Annotated in this window: 17 protein-coding genes; 4 read left to right on the forward strand and 13 right to left on the reverse strand. The window is 43.8% G+C overall.

Annotation, left to right across the window (positions count from 1 at the left end; all coding sequences use genetic code 11):
* Window positions 1-12: 12 nt before the first annotated feature.
* The 8 genes from srtB to MHH41_RS17725 all read right to left on the reverse strand — a co-directional run bounded on the left by srtB (window position 13) and on the right by MHH41_RS17725 (window position 7,203).
* Complete coding sequence (gene srtB / locus MHH41_RS17690; protein ID WP_339160734.1) at window positions 13-765, reverse strand: class B sortase; 753 nt, start codon at window positions 763-765, stop codon at window positions 13-15.
* Between the two features lie 26 nt (window positions 766-791).
* Complete coding sequence (locus tag MHH41_RS17695) at window positions 792-1,562, reverse strand: ABC transporter ATP-binding protein (RefSeq protein WP_003214769.1); 771 nt, start codon at window positions 1,560-1,562, stop codon at window positions 792-794.
* Complete coding sequence (locus MHH41_RS17700; RefSeq protein ID WP_251190627.1) at window positions 1,549-2,535, reverse strand: FecCD family ABC transporter permease; 987 nt, start codon at window positions 2,533-2,535, stop codon at window positions 1,549-1,551. Before MHH41_RS17700 ends, MHH41_RS17695 begins: the two co-directional genes overlap by 14 nt.
* A 33-nt stretch (window positions 2,536-2,568) precedes the next feature.
* Window positions 2,569-3,456, reverse strand: a complete 888-nt coding sequence (gene isdE, locus MHH41_RS17705) for a heme ABC transporter substrate-binding protein IsdE (RefSeq protein ID WP_003214804.1) — start codon at window positions 3,454-3,456, stop codon at window positions 2,569-2,571.
* A 75-nt stretch (window positions 3,457-3,531) separates the two neighbouring features.
* Complete coding sequence (locus tag MHH41_RS17710; protein WP_340866608.1) at window positions 3,532-5,349, reverse strand: NEAT domain-containing protein; 1,818 nt, start codon at window positions 5,347-5,349, stop codon at window positions 3,532-3,534.
* Window positions 5,350-5,367: 18 nt separating this feature from the next.
* Window positions 5,368-6,021 (reverse strand): heme uptake protein IsdC, encoded by a 654-nt coding sequence (gene isdC, locus MHH41_RS17715; protein WP_034620342.1) that lies wholly within the window; start codon window positions 6,019-6,021, stop codon window positions 5,368-5,370.
* Between the two features lie 20 nt (window positions 6,022-6,041).
* The gene (locus MHH41_RS17720) at window positions 6,042-6,500 is read right to left on the reverse strand and encodes an NEAT domain-containing protein (RefSeq protein WP_034620280.1); all 459 of its coding nucleotides are present in this window, start codon (window positions 6,498-6,500) and stop codon (window positions 6,042-6,044) included.
* 370 nt (window positions 6,501-6,870) lie between these two features.
* The gene (locus tag MHH41_RS17725) at window positions 6,871-7,203 is read right to left on the reverse strand and encodes a winged helix-turn-helix transcriptional regulator (protein WP_050944548.1); all 333 of its coding nucleotides are present in this window, start codon (window positions 7,201-7,203) and stop codon (window positions 6,871-6,873) included.
* Window positions 7,204-7,381: 178 nt separating this feature from the next.
* On the opposite strand from MHH41_RS17725, the gene MHH41_RS17730 reads away from it, so the two are divergent.
* From MHH41_RS17730 to fosM, 4 genes are all read left to right on the forward strand, one after another.
* A complete protein-coding gene (locus MHH41_RS17730; RefSeq protein WP_340866609.1) occupies window positions 7,382-8,275 on the forward strand; it encodes a VOC family protein in 894 nt (297 codons plus the stop codon).
* Window positions 8,253-9,014 (forward strand): GTP cyclohydrolase II, encoded by a 762-nt coding sequence (locus MHH41_RS17735; RefSeq protein ID WP_003215082.1) that lies wholly within the window; start codon window positions 8,253-8,255, stop codon window positions 9,012-9,014. Before MHH41_RS17730 ends, MHH41_RS17735 begins: the two co-directional genes overlap by 23 nt.
* Entirely contained in the window at window positions 9,001-10,092 is a 1,092-nt protein-coding gene (gene ribD / locus MHH41_RS17740; protein ID WP_268459120.1) for a bifunctional diaminohydroxyphosphoribosylaminopyrimidine deaminase/5-amino-6-(5-phosphoribosylamino)uracil reductase RibD, read from the forward strand. The genes MHH41_RS17735 and ribD overlap by 14 nt, the downstream gene beginning before the upstream one ends.
* A 62-nt stretch (window positions 10,093-10,154) precedes the next feature.
* Window positions 10,155-10,580: a FosM family fosfomycin resistance protein gene (gene fosM, locus MHH41_RS17745; RefSeq protein ID WP_226804446.1), complete on the forward strand. Its 426-nt coding sequence runs from the start codon at window positions 10,155-10,157 to the stop codon at window positions 10,578-10,580.
* 119 nt (window positions 10,581-10,699) lie between these two features.
* Here fosM and MHH41_RS17750 read toward each other — a convergent pair whose 3' ends face one another.
* The 5 genes from MHH41_RS17750 to MHH41_RS17770 form a co-directional block, all read right to left on the reverse strand.
* Complete coding sequence (locus MHH41_RS17750; protein WP_408732766.1) at window positions 10,700-11,554, reverse strand: polysaccharide deacetylase family protein; 855 nt, start codon at window positions 11,552-11,554, stop codon at window positions 10,700-10,702.
* 65 nt (window positions 11,555-11,619) lie between these two features.
* On the reverse strand, window positions 11,620-11,949 hold the full coding sequence (locus tag MHH41_RS17755; protein ID WP_024423898.1) for a PTS lactose/cellobiose transporter subunit IIA: 330 nt from the start codon (window positions 11,947-11,949) through the stop codon (window positions 11,620-11,622).
* 19 nt (window positions 11,950-11,968) lie between these two features.
* Window positions 11,969-12,292, reverse strand: a complete 324-nt coding sequence (locus tag MHH41_RS17760) for a PTS sugar transporter subunit IIB (protein WP_050944552.1) — start codon at window positions 12,290-12,292, stop codon at window positions 11,969-11,971.
* Window positions 12,293-12,304: 12 nt separating this feature from the next.
* Window positions 12,305-13,738, reverse strand: a complete 1,434-nt coding sequence (locus MHH41_RS17765; protein WP_340866611.1) for a glycoside hydrolase family 1 protein — start codon at window positions 13,736-13,738, stop codon at window positions 12,305-12,307.
* Between the two features lie 175 nt (window positions 13,739-13,913).
* Window positions 13,914-15,224 (reverse strand): PTS sugar transporter subunit IIC, encoded by a 1,311-nt coding sequence (locus MHH41_RS17770; RefSeq protein ID WP_050944554.1) that lies wholly within the window; start codon window positions 15,222-15,224, stop codon window positions 13,914-13,916.
* Window positions 15,225-15,277: the final 53 nt, after the last annotated feature.

Genomic DNA, 15,277 nt, shown 5'->3' on the forward strand with positions numbered 1-15,277 from the left:
GTCTCTCCTTTTCTAGTAAACTTTCTTTAGCTTTGCCTGTACCACGAGACGCCCGTTTTTCGGTGCAAGCACATGATCACAGGTCGATAGAGTGAGAATGAGGTCATCTGTGGACACGTCTGTTTTCGTTTGGTAGATTGATTTTTTCCGCACAGCTTGCAAGTAGTGCGCATATTCGCCAAGATCTCGAAAATCGGTTTGAATATAATCGAAGTCCACCGTTGTTTCATACACGGCAAAAATCTCCGCTTCATAGCTTTGATACAGCGTATCGTACTGAAATGTCCGATGCTCATCGAAGAAATCCTTTTTTAAATAGTTTGTGAGTCCAGCGAACATGGACCCATCCCTCATCCGATGTCCGTACACCACAGTATTCGAGCTTTCATGCAAGACGTCATTGCGATAATCCATAAAAATACTGCCTGCCCGGGTGTCGTTTTTTAAGTAATTACGGGTTAAGTAGAACGCATTATCGCGAGATTGGACGATTGGGTACTGAATCATCGTGTCCTTCATATTGATCCAGCCGACAATGTCATCGTTTACCTTCCGCAGTTCATCAAATGACGTACGAATGGTTCCCGGCCCCCGGCTTTCATTCATTCCTTGCTCATGTCCATACATCGTCTGAGCCTTTGCAAGCACCTGACGATTTTGATAATAGCCGAACAGCTCTAAGCCAATGGCTGACCCGCTATAAATGAATACACCTAAACAGACGATCGTCAGCATCCGCTGCCAGACCCGTTTTCCTCTTTTCACACTGTCTCACCTGCTTTTTGCACAGCTTATATACCAACAGGCACGATATACATCCCTGTTTCTGCATCCTGTTTAATCGTGACGGACACATCATAAATGTGCCGCACATTTTCTTCTGTTAACACATCATTTGGCTGTCCTTCACTCATAATCCGGCCATTCTTCATCGCAATGATGACATCGCTGTAGCGGACAGCCTGATTCATGTCGTGTAGCACCATAACGATTGTTAGTCCATGTACGACATTGAGCTCACGGATCAGCTCAAGAATGTCAAATTGATAATAGATATCCAAATAGGTTGTCGGTTCATCTAAGAAAAGGATCGACGTTTTTTGCGCAAGTGCCATCGCAATCCATACTCGCTGCCGCTCACCGCCTGACAGTGAGGCGAGCGGCACCTTTCGTTTTTCCGTTAGCTTTGTACTGGAAAGCGCCCACTCTATCGCTCTCTCATCCTCTTCCTTGTCTCCTCCGCGCATCGTCTGGTACGGCGTTCTGCCGAATGCCACGACCCTCTCGATCGTTAAATCAAGCGGCGCTTCATTTTGCTGATGGACGACAGCCAGCTTTTTTGCCAGCTCCTTTGGCTTAAATGCATTCAGTGCTTGGCCGTCTAAGTGAATTTGCCCTTTGTTTGGCGCATGGTTATTCGCCATCAATGAAAGCAGTGTAGATTTCCCTGAGCCATTCGGACCGATAATGGTTGTGATTTTCCCCTTTTCAATGTGTGTTGTGACCGATTGAACGATGTCCTTCTGCTGGTCATATGAGAATGACACCTCACGAATGTCCATGGAGACGGTCCCCCCTTCTTAGTAAAAAGATCAGAAATGGCCCGCCAATCACGGCCATGATCGTAGAAGCAGGAATTTCATTTGGCGCGACAAGCGTCCTGCCGAGCGTATCAGCCGTCAGAATCAGCAAAGCCCCGCTTAACGCAGAAAATGGAATGAGTACCCGGTGATCCGAGCCGACAAGTCTTCTTGAAATGTGTGGGATAAGCAAACCGACAAACGCAATCACGCCTGCGACCGCTGCTGTCACCGCCGCAAGCAATACAGCTGTGATGGAAATCAAAAGGCGCATTCTGGTCACACGCAATCCTAAATTTTTCGCTGTCTTGTCCTGAAGAGCCAAGAGGTTACACCATCTGCTAAAGAAAAGGGCTACGACAAGGCCGACGACGCCATAGACTCCGATTAAGCGAACATCTCCCCACGTTTTCATCGTGAGATTCGACTGTCCTGACTGATTGATCGTGATATTGAAATAGCTGCAAATGGTCACAAATGCTTCAGCCATTCCAGTAAACATGGCATTGATGGCGATCCCAACCAAAATCATGCGGATGGGGCTTAATCCACCCCTCCAAGACAGAACATACACGAGGAAACACGCAATGGCTCCACCTAACACCGAAAATAAAGGAGAGTAGAAATAAAATTGAGGAAGTGCTGTTATGGCCATTAAAGAAAAGAAGCTGGCTCCTGATGAAATCCCAATGACGCCGGCATCAGCTAATGGATTCCTCATGACCGACTGCAGCAGTACACCGGAGACAGATAAAGCGGCCCCTGTAAACATTGCAATGAGCATGCGAGGAATTCTGAGATCTTTAATGATTTCTACCTGTGCATGTTGACCGGTGATGAGCCCTTCCAATAATTCAATCGGGGTGACATGAATGCTCCCCGTAATGGCGGAATAAATAAACACGCACACCAGTAAGACACTGACTGTCAGAAATAAAATCCCTGTTTTTTTCATCTTAAACGTCCTTTTATCATTCAAATTCGCCGCTTATGACGGATACAGCATACGCGTTAGTTCATCTAGTGCTTCTGCTGCCTTTAAATTGCCCGTTGTCCCGAATAAGCTTTCTTCGAGGTCATACACCCGGTCTTGCTTGACTGCATGAAAATGCTTCCAAATGTCATTTGTTTTAAATTCTTGATCAAACATGCGGACGACTTCATCTGGCATCCCATGTGCGGCCCGGAGGATGATATCTGGATTGGCTTTTTGTAAATACTCCGTATTGGAAGCCAAATACTCCATCTTCTCGCCTTTGACAATGTTCTCTCCGCCTGCGATACGCACAAGATCACCAATATATGAATGCTCTGTCGCCACCAAATAACTGCCTGGTACACCAAGCAAAATCAGAACGGATGGCTTTCGTTTTCCCTTCGTCTTCTCTTGTATGTCTTTCTTTTTTTGCTCAAAGTCAGACACAATGCGCTCGGCTTGTTTCTTTCTGTCATACTGAGCTCCAAGCTTCGTAATCGCCTTCTCCATGTTAGCCATGCTCTCGAGATTTAAGTATGTGGCAGGGACACCTGCTTGTTGAAAGGGTGTCTCTAAATCATATTGAAGGGTTGTAACGGACAGGACATCTGTCGGTTGAAGTGATTGGATGATTTCCATATCTGGGCTCATTGGATTGCCGACTTCTGGCAGTCCTTTATAACGAGCTGGCAAGGATTTTTGGCTTGTTGGCACCCCAACAAGATCGATCTCTAAGGCATCCATGATCTCCACAGCAGCTACAGTCGTTGCCACAATGCGCGCATTTGAATCTGCGTTTTTTTTGCCTTTTGCTGAGCTTTCAGCTGACTGTGAGCAGCCCGATAAGATCACGCACACACTAAGGGCAGCGATCAAGGTACATAACATTCGATGCTTCAAAAACAGAAGCCCCCTTTCGAAAAAAGAGAGTGGATGCGTCGATGATCTCGGCGCATCTCACTTCAACTAAACCATCTATCTTGTTCTTGTTTGATACTTTCTGACGAGTACGAATAATGACCCGCCGAATAAAAGAATATACACCCAAAGAAGAGAGGTATCTCCTGTTTTTGGATTCAGCTGTCCAGTCTCAGACTTGGTTTGGTCATCTGATGGAGTAAATGTCAGCTGCTCTGCGCCTGTTTCCTCTGGCGCTAAATTCTCAAGTTGATTTGGTTGATTTGATTGAGAATCGCGATCATTTGGATTTTTGACAAAGCCGATACTCTCATCGTCTCCGATGATCGATCGAATCCCGCTTCCTTCACCAAGAGCAATTCCTTTTGTGTCATAGATAAGTTTGACATCGTACTGCTCATGATAATTCGCAGCTGGAATATCAATTTTCACGCGTGCTGCCTGAGCCGTGCTTAAGCTTTTGGCTTCGTATTGAATCACTCGTGTATCTGATTTTTGATCTGTTTTTGCAACAAGCGTCTCCTCAAACTTGCCACCTGTTCCTACTTGGAAGGACGTGATAGCTGAGCTATTCTTCACTGTATATGAAACGAAATGGCGGCCATTTTTCACAACCAATGTCGCAGGGCTCACGACGTAATCGTTCATACGAGAAAGCTCATCCTTGTCTGCTTTCTTCATTGAGAAAGGAAGCTTGTATACACCATCTTTAAGCTGAGCCGTCTCTTGAGGAGCTCCGCCGTTATTTGTTTCTGGTGATGGTGTGTTTGGTTTTGGTGTTTCTGGTGCAGCAGGTGTTTCTTCCTCTACCTGTCCGCCTTTAAGTGGCGCGATACTCTTTGCATCGAATTGAAAACGAATATCGTAAGTTTGGTCATAGTGGGCGGCCGCTACTACAATGTGAACTTTTCCTTTGACCGCTTTTTTCAAATCAGCGACATCAAATGACACCACTCTTGTGTTCTTTGCTTGATCTGTGCTGACGGTCTTCACTTCTTGATAAGAGCCGTTTTTCTCTATTTTCAAAGAAGCAACAGACGTATTGTCCTTCACCGTAAAGGAAATGGTTTGCTTTCCGTTTTTGACGGTTAAGGATGCAGGATGTGAGAAGTATTGGTTCATCCGAGATGCCTCGTCCTCATCCCCTTTGAGCACACTGTAATTGATGCGGTACTCGCCATCTTTCAGTTGATTTTGCGCAGAATCCACTGGCTTTGTACCATTGTTATTGTCTGGTGTTGTCTGCTGATCGTCTGGCTTTGTGCCATTTTGATCATCCGGCTTTGTTTCGTTATCGTCTGGCTTTGTGCCATTTTGGTCATCCGGCTTTGTTTCGCTATCGCCTGGCTTTGTGCCATTTTCGTCATCTGGTTTTGTTTCGTTATCGTCTGGCTTTGCAGGTGTAACGAGCGTTAGGCTGCTTTGATCGAATGCAAGCTGTACGTCATATGCTTCGTCATAAATAAAGCCGCCTAAATCCCAGTAAATTTTCACCCAGCCGTTTAATTTGGCTGATAGGTCGGCAACATCAAACTTGATCACACGTGTATTGGCAGTTGCATCCTCACTAACGGTTTCAGTGGTGACAAGAGCGCCATTTTGTTCGACCTTGAAATCTGTAATCTCTTTGCTTTGCTTCAGTGTGACATAGGCAGTCGTCTTGCCATTTTCCACAATCAGCTTAGCTGGCTTTTCTGTATACGTATCCATCATGGACGCTTCTGTGCTGCCATTTTTTAAAACAGTGAATCCGACCGTGTATTCACCATCAACAAATGATGCAGCTTGAGCCGTTCCTTGAGGAATCTGAAATGCAGTCAATAAACTGAATAAAACGAGCAGAATGGCTGCCTTTAGATGAAAAAGACGTTTCAAATGGTGACACTTCCTTCCTTAATGCTTGATGATCCACTTTCTTGCTAAAAATCCGCCTGAGCATAGAGCAAGCACAAGGAGCCACCCTGTCTGGTTTGTATCACCAGTTTGAGGATTCTCTTCTTGTTTTGTCGTGGATGAATCAGATGTTTTCGTTGATTCTTTTGATGGCTGCTGCTTTTCTGCTTCACCCGCTGATTTGTTTGTGCTGTTAGACGAAAGTGATTTCATGCTGCTCTCATCAAATTTCAGCTGAATGGTATAATCATGATCATAATCAGCAGATTTTACAGTGACATGAATTTTTGATTTGATTGGTTTAGACAAGCTCTGAGCTTGGAACTGAACAATCCTTGTGTTGGCTTTTTTATTGGTTGAGAGAACCGTTGTATCAACATAGCCGCCATTTCCCGGAACTTTAAATTCCGTCACCCAGCTGCTATTTTTAATGGTCATTTGTACTGTCAGCTTCCCATTTTTTGCAATCACTTTTGCTGGCTTCAGCCAGTAGTCATTTGCCATAGAGACCGCATTTCCTTCAGCCTTGAGCACAGTATAGTTGACGGAGTATGTACCATCCTTTAACGTGGCAGCCTGTGCGTTTGAAAAAGGCAGCATGAGTGCCAATAATAAAGCGGTCATGAAGACTGATAGCCTCATCATTTTTTTCATCAAGCGAATTTCCTCCCTTTTTACTGAACAGATGCTGCATCAAACTTGATACGGATGTCGTAATTACCTGTATATCCGATGACCGGTACAGTCACGCTCACTTTTGCTGGTACGACTTCTGTCAGGCTGTTCACGTTGAATTCTACTGTTCTCTTATTCGCAGCTGTGTTTGTACTGATCACCTTCGCATCTTTGTAGACACCTTGTTCAAGTGTTTTAAAGCTAGTGATCCAAGAACTATTCGTTAACGTGACTTGTGCTTTGATTTTTCCATCCTTCACAACAAGCTTGGCTGGTTTTTCAAAATACGTATTCGCTGTTGAAGTCGAATCGCTATCTGCCTTCCATACCACATATTGTGCTGAATGTTGACCATCTGCTAAGCCTGCTGCTGAGGCTGAGCTAATCGGGGCTAGAGCAAATAATAGAACAAAGCTAAAGAACAATAATACGTGTGATGTTGAACGAATGGCTTTCATGTGAACCCCCCTAAATGATATTGATAATTATTCTCAATGGATAATAAAAAAAATAACCTTCATAAGCGCTTGATCACACTTATAGATGATTATGATAATCATTATCAATTGAGTTGAAAAAATAAATCTTTGCTTCCTAAAAGCCAAAGATGTCTGTTTCTAAATGATGGTTTGACACGTGTTTTAGGCAATCTGTCCCATTCATGATACCATGGCATGACCTCCATTCCATTACAGGGAAAAGAACCCTCTTCTTCTTGATCTTATATGATGAGTGAATTTATTGTCAACATCATTTTTCATACTATTGACTTAGATTTCTGGAAAATCGCACAAAAAAATTTCGATCAGACAGACTGATCGAAATCGATTAGGAAGGAACATGTTCCCCTTTTTTGCTATTTTTACGTTCTAAAGACCAAGCATACATTTCACGAATAATCGGCTCTATTTTCTTCCCTTGCGCTGTTAATTCGTATTCAATCCGTACTGGAATGTCAGGGTATACGTTCTTCTCAACGAGTCCTTCAGCCTCTAAATCCTTCAGCCTTTCAGATAATAATCTGCCGCTGATGTTCATTTCATTTTCAAGCTGACAGAAACGCTTAGGGCCTGTCAGAAGCTGATTGATGATGAGAATGACCCACTTCTTGCCTAGAATCTCCATGGCATCTGTGATTGGGCAGCCATCTACTTGAGCCATACCTTACTCCCTCCCGCTTTTCTCTCTTTTTTTCATTATAACATAATTAATTACTTGAAATAAGTTACTAACTATTATATAGTTTAGTTACTTTAAGTAACAAGGTATTCATTTTTATAGATTTTCAATAAACCATTGAACATGCAGATGCATATAACATGAAGGAGATGACCGAGCTTTGAATACAATAGAGCAGGTAAGATTAGGTGTAACAGAATTACATGTGTCCAGCTTTGAGCGTTCTTTGCCTTTTTATACAGACATTTTAGGTTTTACTTTATTAGAACAGACGGAATCCACCGTCACTCTTGGAAGCAATGCAAAGGAACCAATCCTTTTGTTAAAAGAAGATGCACAGCTCAAGGAGAAACCTGATCATGAGCCAGGACTTTATCATTTTGCTGTTTTATTACCTACCAGAAAAAACCTGGGCACATGGCTGGCACATGTGATCAAAAAAGGCTATCCTTTAATTGGAGCAAGCGATCACTTTTTCAGTGAAGCCATTTATTTAAGTGACCCTGACGGCATTGGCGTAGAAATATATGCTGATCGCCCTGAGGACGTTTGGGTAGGTGAGCATGGAGAACTGAAAGGTGGCGGAAATGCACCTCTTGATGGAGATGGTCTCCTGCAAGAAGCCGCTGATACGACGTGGGAAGGACTTCCGGCTGGGACAGTCATGGGACACTTACATTTCCATCTGAACCCAGAAGAAGCTGATTCCTTTTATGTCAATACGCTCGGTTTTCATATCCGAATTGCTCCACCAGCAAGCGTATTTATCGCCGCTGGTGTATACCACCATCACCTTGCCTTTAATGCATGGGGACGCGGACGAAAAGGAGCCATTGATCCACGTTTTTCAGGAATTAGAAGCTATACACTCGTATTCCCACAAGAAGCAGACAGACAGTCCGTCGTCGAGCGCCTAACAAAAGCAGGCACTCAAGTGAAAACAATAGGGAAAAGTAACGAATTTGTTGATCCATTTGGCGTTCTCGTTCGTTTACAGATTGAAGAAACAGACAAAAAAGAAGGTGCAGAATATGGACAAACACACAGATCTTAAAACAGCCATTTTAAAAGATAAAATCAAACGAGTACAGCAAGAAGACGGGTATATATATATCACTGGACCCATTAAATTGCCAGTGAATTTAGACGGTAGAACGGTGATGTTCAACTGGTATTCATGGTTAAAAGACGACGGGTTAGAGCCATTGTCAGATGAAGCTTTAATTGAAAGCCTCTCGTCCCGCCAGCTTGCCGATCATCAGCAGTCAAGCGTGCTAGTGTATGGAGATTTCGAGCACGCTGACGAAGCTCTTATCCGCATGCATTCCATTTGTCACACTGGTGATATTTTCGGAAGCAAGCGCTGCGACTGCGGATTCCAATTGAAGCAGTCCATGCGAATGATTGAGGACAATGGTGCAGGTGCCCTGTTTTATTTAGCCAACCATGAAGGCCGAGGTATTGGACTTTTCACGAAAGCCATGGCTTATATCCTTCAAGAAAACGGCTACGATACAGTAGAAGCGAACGAAGCACTCGGCTTTGAAGATGACACGCGTCAATATGAAGAAGCCATCGCGGTTCTTCAAACACTTCGTACAAAGCCAGTCAGACTCATTACCAATAATCCGAAAAAGACAGATGCCATCAGCCATGCAGGTTTATCTCTTTCTGGACGTATTCCGCTTTGGGGTGATGTCTCAGAATTTAATGAAAAATACTTGCAGACAAAAATCAACCGCTCAGGTCACATGAAGGCGGAGCAAGAGGTGCGTACGATTGCCACATCATGAGCGATATATGAATCTAGCCCTAGAAAATGCACGGGCAATGAAAGGCCAGACATCACCGAACCCGCTCGTCGGGGCTGTGATTGTGCGCGATAATGAAATTGTTGGAGTCGGTGCTCATATGAAAGCCGGTGAACCACATGCTGAAATTCATGCACTTAAAATGGCTGGAGACAAGGCAAAAGGAGCCACTATTTATGTGACCCTCGAGCCTTGTTCCCACCATGGCCGTACAGGTCCTTGTGCGGAGGCACTTGTGAAAGCAGGCGTCGAAACCGTTGTCGTGGCAGCACTTGACCCGAACCCGCTTGTCGCTGGCCGCGGAATCGCCATTTTACAAGATGCTGGCATCCAAGTGATTACAGGCGTGCTTGAGCAGGAATCCATTCTCATGAATGAAGTGTTTAATCATTTTATTACGAAAAAAACACCTTTCGTGACGCTCAAGGCAGGTATTACCTTAGACGGAAAAATTGCGTCTGCTACGTCTGACAGCAAATGGATTACATCTGAGACATCCCGTTATGATGCTCATCATATCCGCAGCATCAATGATGCGATTTTGGTCGGTGCTCAAACTGTTATTCATGACGACCCTTCACTAACTGCACGGATTCCAAATGGGCATCATCCGGTTCGAATTGTTTTAGACTCTAAGCTATCAACACCGCTGACAGCAAAGATCGTCACTGATCAGATGGCACCAACATGGATCTTTACAACAAAGCAAGCCGATGAGGAAAAACGAGCCGCTTTAGAAGCAGCCGGCGTCAGCGTCTTTGTAACAGACAGCGAGACGCGGGTGCCCCTGCAAGAAGTACTTCAAATGCTGGGAGAAAGAAATGTCTCCTCCCTCATGATTGAAGGCGGCGGCCAGATCAATGCTTCATTTTTAGAACAGCAGCTTGTAGATAAATTGGTCATTTATATGGCACCTAAACTCATTGGCGGAAGGCTGTCTCCTTCCTTTTTCGGAGGGGAAGGCATACGTCTCATGAGTGATGCCATTGAACTGGATCAGCTCTCAGTAGAAACACTAGGGAAAGATATTAAAATAACGGGCTATCCCGTTTATCAATAAACAAAAAAGCTTGTAGACCCCATCTACAGGCTTTTTTAAAATGACAGTTTGAGGTGAATGTGATGTCGATAAAAGGAATGAATCATTTGTTATTTTCTGTTTCTGATTTAGAAACCTCTATTGATTTTTACACAAAAGTATTTGACGCCAGTTTATTAGTAAAAGGAGAAAAAACAGCTTACTTTGATTTAAATGGGCTATGGCTTGCACTGAATGTGGAAAAGGACATTCCTCGTCAAGACATCCAGCACTCTTACACACACATCGCTTTTTCAATCGATGAAAAGGATATAGATCACATGTACAACAAGCTAAAACATTTGAATGTCAACATCTTACCAGGTCGCCCAAGAGATGAAAAAGATCATCAGTCGATCTACTTTACGGACCCTGACGGACATAAATTTGAGTTTCATACAGGTACCATGAAAGATCGAATCGATTATTACAAACAAGAAAAAGCACATATGAAATTTTTTGATGAATGATAAAAAAACAGAACTTCCATTTACATGAAAGTTCTGTTTCGCTTTTGAACCGCCAATGTCGATTCACCCATCATCACCGTGAAACTTGTCGTAAAATGTTTCATGTGAAACATTGATAGTTACTTCCCTTCTACCAGCCTGCCAAAGCTTTCGGGTGAAAGTCCCGGTGACACGCGAACACGGTGCAAGGACATCATGCCCTGTTCCTTCTTCGCATGTCCTGGTTCAGTGGTGACAGCCATTTGATAACCGGCTTGCTTCGCTAGCTTTAGCGTGTCTTCGTTATAGCGCCCGACAGGATAGCTGATCATTCTCGTACGCTGAGAAAAACGTTGATCAAAGAATGCCTTTGACCCTTTTAATTCCTCTTTCTGCTGCTTCTTTGATAAACGATTGAGCTCTAAATGATGAATAGTATGACTCTCAATCGATAGCCCATTTGCCATCATTTCATCCATTTGTTCATCCGTTAAGTGGTTCGGACGGCCAATGGATTGCTCAATCATGAAAATCGTTGCCTTCATTCCATACTGCTTTAAAATCGGAAATGCCTTTGTATAGTTATCGGTATATCCATCATCGAATGTAATAAGGACACACTTTTCACTTGGCTTCGTATTTGTTGTGAAGACGCGGTACGCTTCTTCTGGCGACAGCGTGACATAGTCGTTGTCCTTCAGCCATTTCATATGAGCCGCAAACTCGCTCTTTGGTACACGAAGCGAGTTACCGCTGGAGATGCTGTGATACATCAAAATCGGAAGCTCTACCGGTTCCTTTTGCTTAATCCAGTTTTGTGTATCTATCTCTGCCTCTTCTTTCTGCTGAATCTGTTTTGTTTCTTTTGCTTGTAATTGACCCTTTTCCTCTTTGACTACTTGCTGGTTTCCTTCCGTTTGCTCCTTCGTTTCCATACAGCCCGAAATGAGCAGCGCCACAAGACCAACCGCAATCAACATACATGTTTTTTTCATTCACCAATCCTGCTTTCTCTCTATCTATCGAATGATTATAACAGAAATTGGTTACTACCTGATATCTATTTTGACAGGGTGTTCATTTTTTTACACATTTCAATCATTTCGATGGCAAGCAGATGAATGGTCTCTGTTGTGAGCATTTGATCTTCTGCATGTATCAGCAGTAAAGAAAAGGGAAGCTGCTCACCTGCCGCCTCTTTTTGGATCAGCGACAAGTGCAGGTTGTGGATGCTTCGAAACGCTTCCTCCCCTTTTTCAATCAACTGCTGTGCTTTTTCAAAATCATCAGCTCTTGCTAGACGAATCGCTTCAACATAATGACTTCTTGCCTCGCCTGCATGAGCAATGATTTGAAAGGCTGCTCCCTGCATTTCCTCTAATACCGTCATCTGCTTCTCCTCCAATTACTTAAGATTCATTTGCTAGTTTCAGAGCATGCTCTAGTATTTTTTCTCCGTTCGCTGTTCCGTATAATCTCACATTGATGACATCAACAGGTATTTGGTAAGGTGCCGCTGTTTTTTCTGCTGCCTTTTTCATAAAGCTTACTTGCGGTCCAAGTAAAATCACCTGCACATCTTCTCCATGCTCTTCTAATTCATCCGCAATAGCCCCTTCAGGTATGGCGTATATCTCATAATCCAGCCCCTTCGCTTCTGCGGCTGCCTTCATTTTGGATACTACAATGGATGTCGACATTCCTGCGGCACAAGCGAGAATGATTCGTTTCATATCCCAACACTCCTATCGATAGTTGACTTCTGTTTGGACCTTCAGTTCCCTTGTTTTAATTAATGTCTGGTACCAATACGCTGATGCCTTCAACTGACGATTCCGTTCATTTTCCAGCTGGATTTCGACTAATCCGTAGCGATTTTTAAAGGCATTCATCGGCGATACATTATCCGTAAAAGCCCACAGCATATAGCCCTTGCAATTTGAGCCTTCTGCTTTCGCTTGAAGTGCCCGTTTCAAATGCTGGCTGATAAATGAAATGCGATACTGGTCATCAATGATACCGTCTTCTTTTTTAAACCGTTCTTCCTTTTCTACGCCCATGCCGTTTTCGGCCACAAACCACTCAATATTTCCGTATTCTTCTTTAATTCTCATGCCCATATCATAGACAATGTCCGGGTAAATTTCCCATCCTCTGAATGGATTCATTTTTCTTCCTGGAAGCTCAAACATATCGTAATAATAAGACGGGTGAAATGGTGTCATCTCATTCCACGCCTTACTCGGTGCTTTGACACGATGCGGATAGTATAAGTTGAGCCCAACGACATCAACCGTATGATTCTTGATGACCTGAAGCTCTTCCTCTGTCGCATCGAAAAGAATCTCATGCTTTTTTAACACATCAAGCAGTTCTTCTGGATACTCTCCTTTGATGGAGGGATCTAAGAACATTCGATTGAAAAACAAATCATATATCCGTGCCGCTTCTTGATCATGCGGAGCAGAGGATCTTGCATACGTCACTTCTGGATTGAGAATCACCCCAATTTTTGCACCTGTTGATTCCTTCAATCCCATCTCCCGAAACAGCTTCACTACTTTTGCTGTTGCCAGCGCTTTATGATAGTTCCACTGCATCCATTTCTTCGTATTTTGCTCAAAGGGATAACGTATAGCATCTAGGTACACGCGTGTTTGGACAACAATCGGTTCATTAAAGCTAAACCAATGCTTGACCCTGTCTCCATATCGCTCGAACACCTTTTCCGCATAGAGAACAAACAGCTCGACGACATGCTTTGATGACCATCCGTCGTACTTTTCAAGCAGCACGGCTGGAAGCTCATAATGCTCTAAGCAAAACATCGGCTCTACACCTGCTGCGATTAATTCATTGACTAAATCATCAATGTAACGGGCATATGCTTCATCCACAATCCCCTTCTCGTAATCGATGAGAAACCTCGACCAATTGATCGATGTCCTATAATGAGTCAGACCGATTTCTTTCATGAGAGCTACATCTTCTGGATAGCGCTCGTAAAAGTTCGTCGCACCAGCCGGGCCATATCCTTCGTGCCAAACGTGATACCCGTTCTTATACCATAAATCGATGTACGAGTCCTGATGCGCTTGCTTTCCCTTCCATCCCTCCGTTTGCCAAGCAGAGGCCGCAGCACCTAGGATAAAATCTCTTGGAATCTCGATTCTGTTCATGTCGCCACCTTCCCTTTCCTCGTTTGAACGAGAAGTCCTTCCCAAATTCCTTGCAAATACATAGCCTTCACAATTGCCCCCATATCGAGACTTCCTGCCCTTTTTTCGTATATTTACGGTCAAGTGAAATGGGATCATAACCACCTACATTGCATATTCATTCATGCCTCTCCTTTTATTCTGAATCTGGTGCCGCTTCTGGTTTGCGGTTAGACAAGAGGACAAATGGCAAATAGATGAAGACTGCGACCACAATACAGATGAGCTGTGTGATGACAGCCCCCATGCTGCCAGCGGTGGACAGCCATGCATTCACAATCGGTGGTGTCGTCCACGGCACCATCACGACGGCTTTTCCAGCAAACCCTGTAGCTGTCGCAATGTAACCAATCGTTCCTGTCACAAGTGGTGTGACGATAAATGGAATTGCCATCACAGGGTTTAACATGACGGGCAAGCCAAAAATAACGGGTTCATTGATGTTGAAGAGGCCCGGCCCAGATGAGAGCTTGGCAATACTTCGCATCTCTTCCCTTCTTCCAGCAATAAAAATCGCAATCAAAAGCCCAATGGTCACACCTGAACCACCGATGCTCATATACACATCCCAAAATGGCATCGTGATGATATTCGGAATCTCTTTTCCTTCTTGAAATGCTGTCATATTCACTGCAATTGATCCTAATAAGAGCGGCTCCCGGATCGGTTTGATCATCTGGTTGCCATGGATGCCGATCACCCAGAAGAATTGCGCCACAAACATCAACGTTAAAATCCCCGGTAGACCCTGTACGACACTTTCTAGCGGGCGTTGCACCACGTTATACACTGCTTCATGCAAATAAATGCCTGTCAAACGGTGAAATGCAAAGCCGAATGAACTAATGATCGTAATCGTAATGATCGAAGGAAAAAGTGATGAAAAAGATGTTGCCACATTCGATGGAACAGAATCTGGCATCTTGATTTGCAGCCATTTCACCTTGGTCAGCTTACAAAAAATTTCCACAGATACGATCGCAATGATCATCCCTAAAAATAAACTTTTTGGATCGGAAAATTGCCTTGCCAGTACATCTACAACCTCACGCATCGATCCATCCACTTCAAGAAGAAGTGTCGTTGGAATAACAGATATAAATGAAATCAATGCCATCAGCCCTGGGAACAGGGACTTGTGCCCGTTGATTTTCCCAAGCTCTATCCCAATGAGGAACACAGCCCCAATCGTTAAAAAGTTCAGCGTGGCATAATTGATTGCCTTCATAATTGGCTGAAGCTCCGCTAAAAATCTGAACATCTCAAAATGAGCAAGCCCTGTTTCCGGGCTCATGATCATATTTGCCACCAATACAGCAAAAGCCCCTGTAATGATGATTGGCATCAGTGTGACAAATGCCTGTTTAATCGCCATAATATACTTCTGATTCGTGATGCGATAAGCCACATTCCCCATGACGTCTGCCGCTTTCTCCTTGAAGCTCATGATCTGTCTCCCCCTTTGCAAAAACTCGTGATCATCCTCCTTTTTGATGTTAT

This window comes from Bacillus sp. FSL K6-1145 (assembly GCF_038003425.1).
In the GTDB taxonomy this organism is placed as follows: Bacteria; Bacillota; Bacilli; order Bacillales; family Bacillaceae; genus Bacillus; species Bacillus pumilus.

Coding starts and splice junctions, on each gene's coding strand:
- MHH41_RS17695 (WP_003214769.1), bottom strand. CDS start 1,562: ATGGACATTCGTGAGGTGTCATTCTCATATGACCAGCAGAAGGACATC.
- MHH41_RS17700 (WP_251190627.1), bottom strand. CDS start 2,535: ATGAAAAAAACAGGGATTTTATTTCTGACAGTCAGTGTCTTACTGGTG.
- isdC (WP_034620342.1), bottom strand. CDS start 6,021: ATGAAAAAAATGATGAGGCTATCAGTCTTCATGACCGCTTTATTATTG.
- MHH41_RS17720 (WP_034620280.1), bottom strand. CDS start 6,500: ATGAAAGCCATTCGTTCAACATCACACGTATTATTGTTCTTTAGCTTT.
- MHH41_RS17725 (WP_050944548.1), bottom strand. CDS start 7,203: ATGGCTCAAGTAGATGGCTGCCCAATCACAGATGCCATGGAGATTCTA.
- MHH41_RS17735 (WP_003215082.1), top strand. CDS start 8,253: ATGGACAAACACACAGATCTTAAAACAGCCATTTTAAAAGATAAAATC.
- fosM (WP_226804446.1), top strand. CDS start 10,155: ATGTCGATAAAAGGAATGAATCATTTGTTATTTTCTGTTTCTGATTTA.
- MHH41_RS17750 (WP_408732766.1), bottom strand. CDS start 11,554: ATGAAAAAAACATGTATGTTGATTGCGGTTGGTCTTGTGGCGCTGCTC.
- MHH41_RS17755 (WP_024423898.1), bottom strand. CDS start 11,949: ATGACGGTATTAGAGGAAATGCAGGGAGCAGCCTTTCAAATCATTGCT.
- MHH41_RS17760 (WP_050944552.1), bottom strand. CDS start 12,292: ATGAAACGAATCATTCTCGCTTGTGCCGCAGGAATGTCGACATCCATT.
- MHH41_RS17765 (WP_340866611.1), bottom strand. CDS start 13,738: ATGAACAGAATCGAGATTCCAAGAGATTTTATCCTAGGTGCTGCGGCC.
- MHH41_RS17770 (WP_050944554.1), bottom strand. CDS start 15,224: ATGAGCTTCAAGGAGAAAGCGGCAGACGTCATGGGGAATGTGGCTTAT.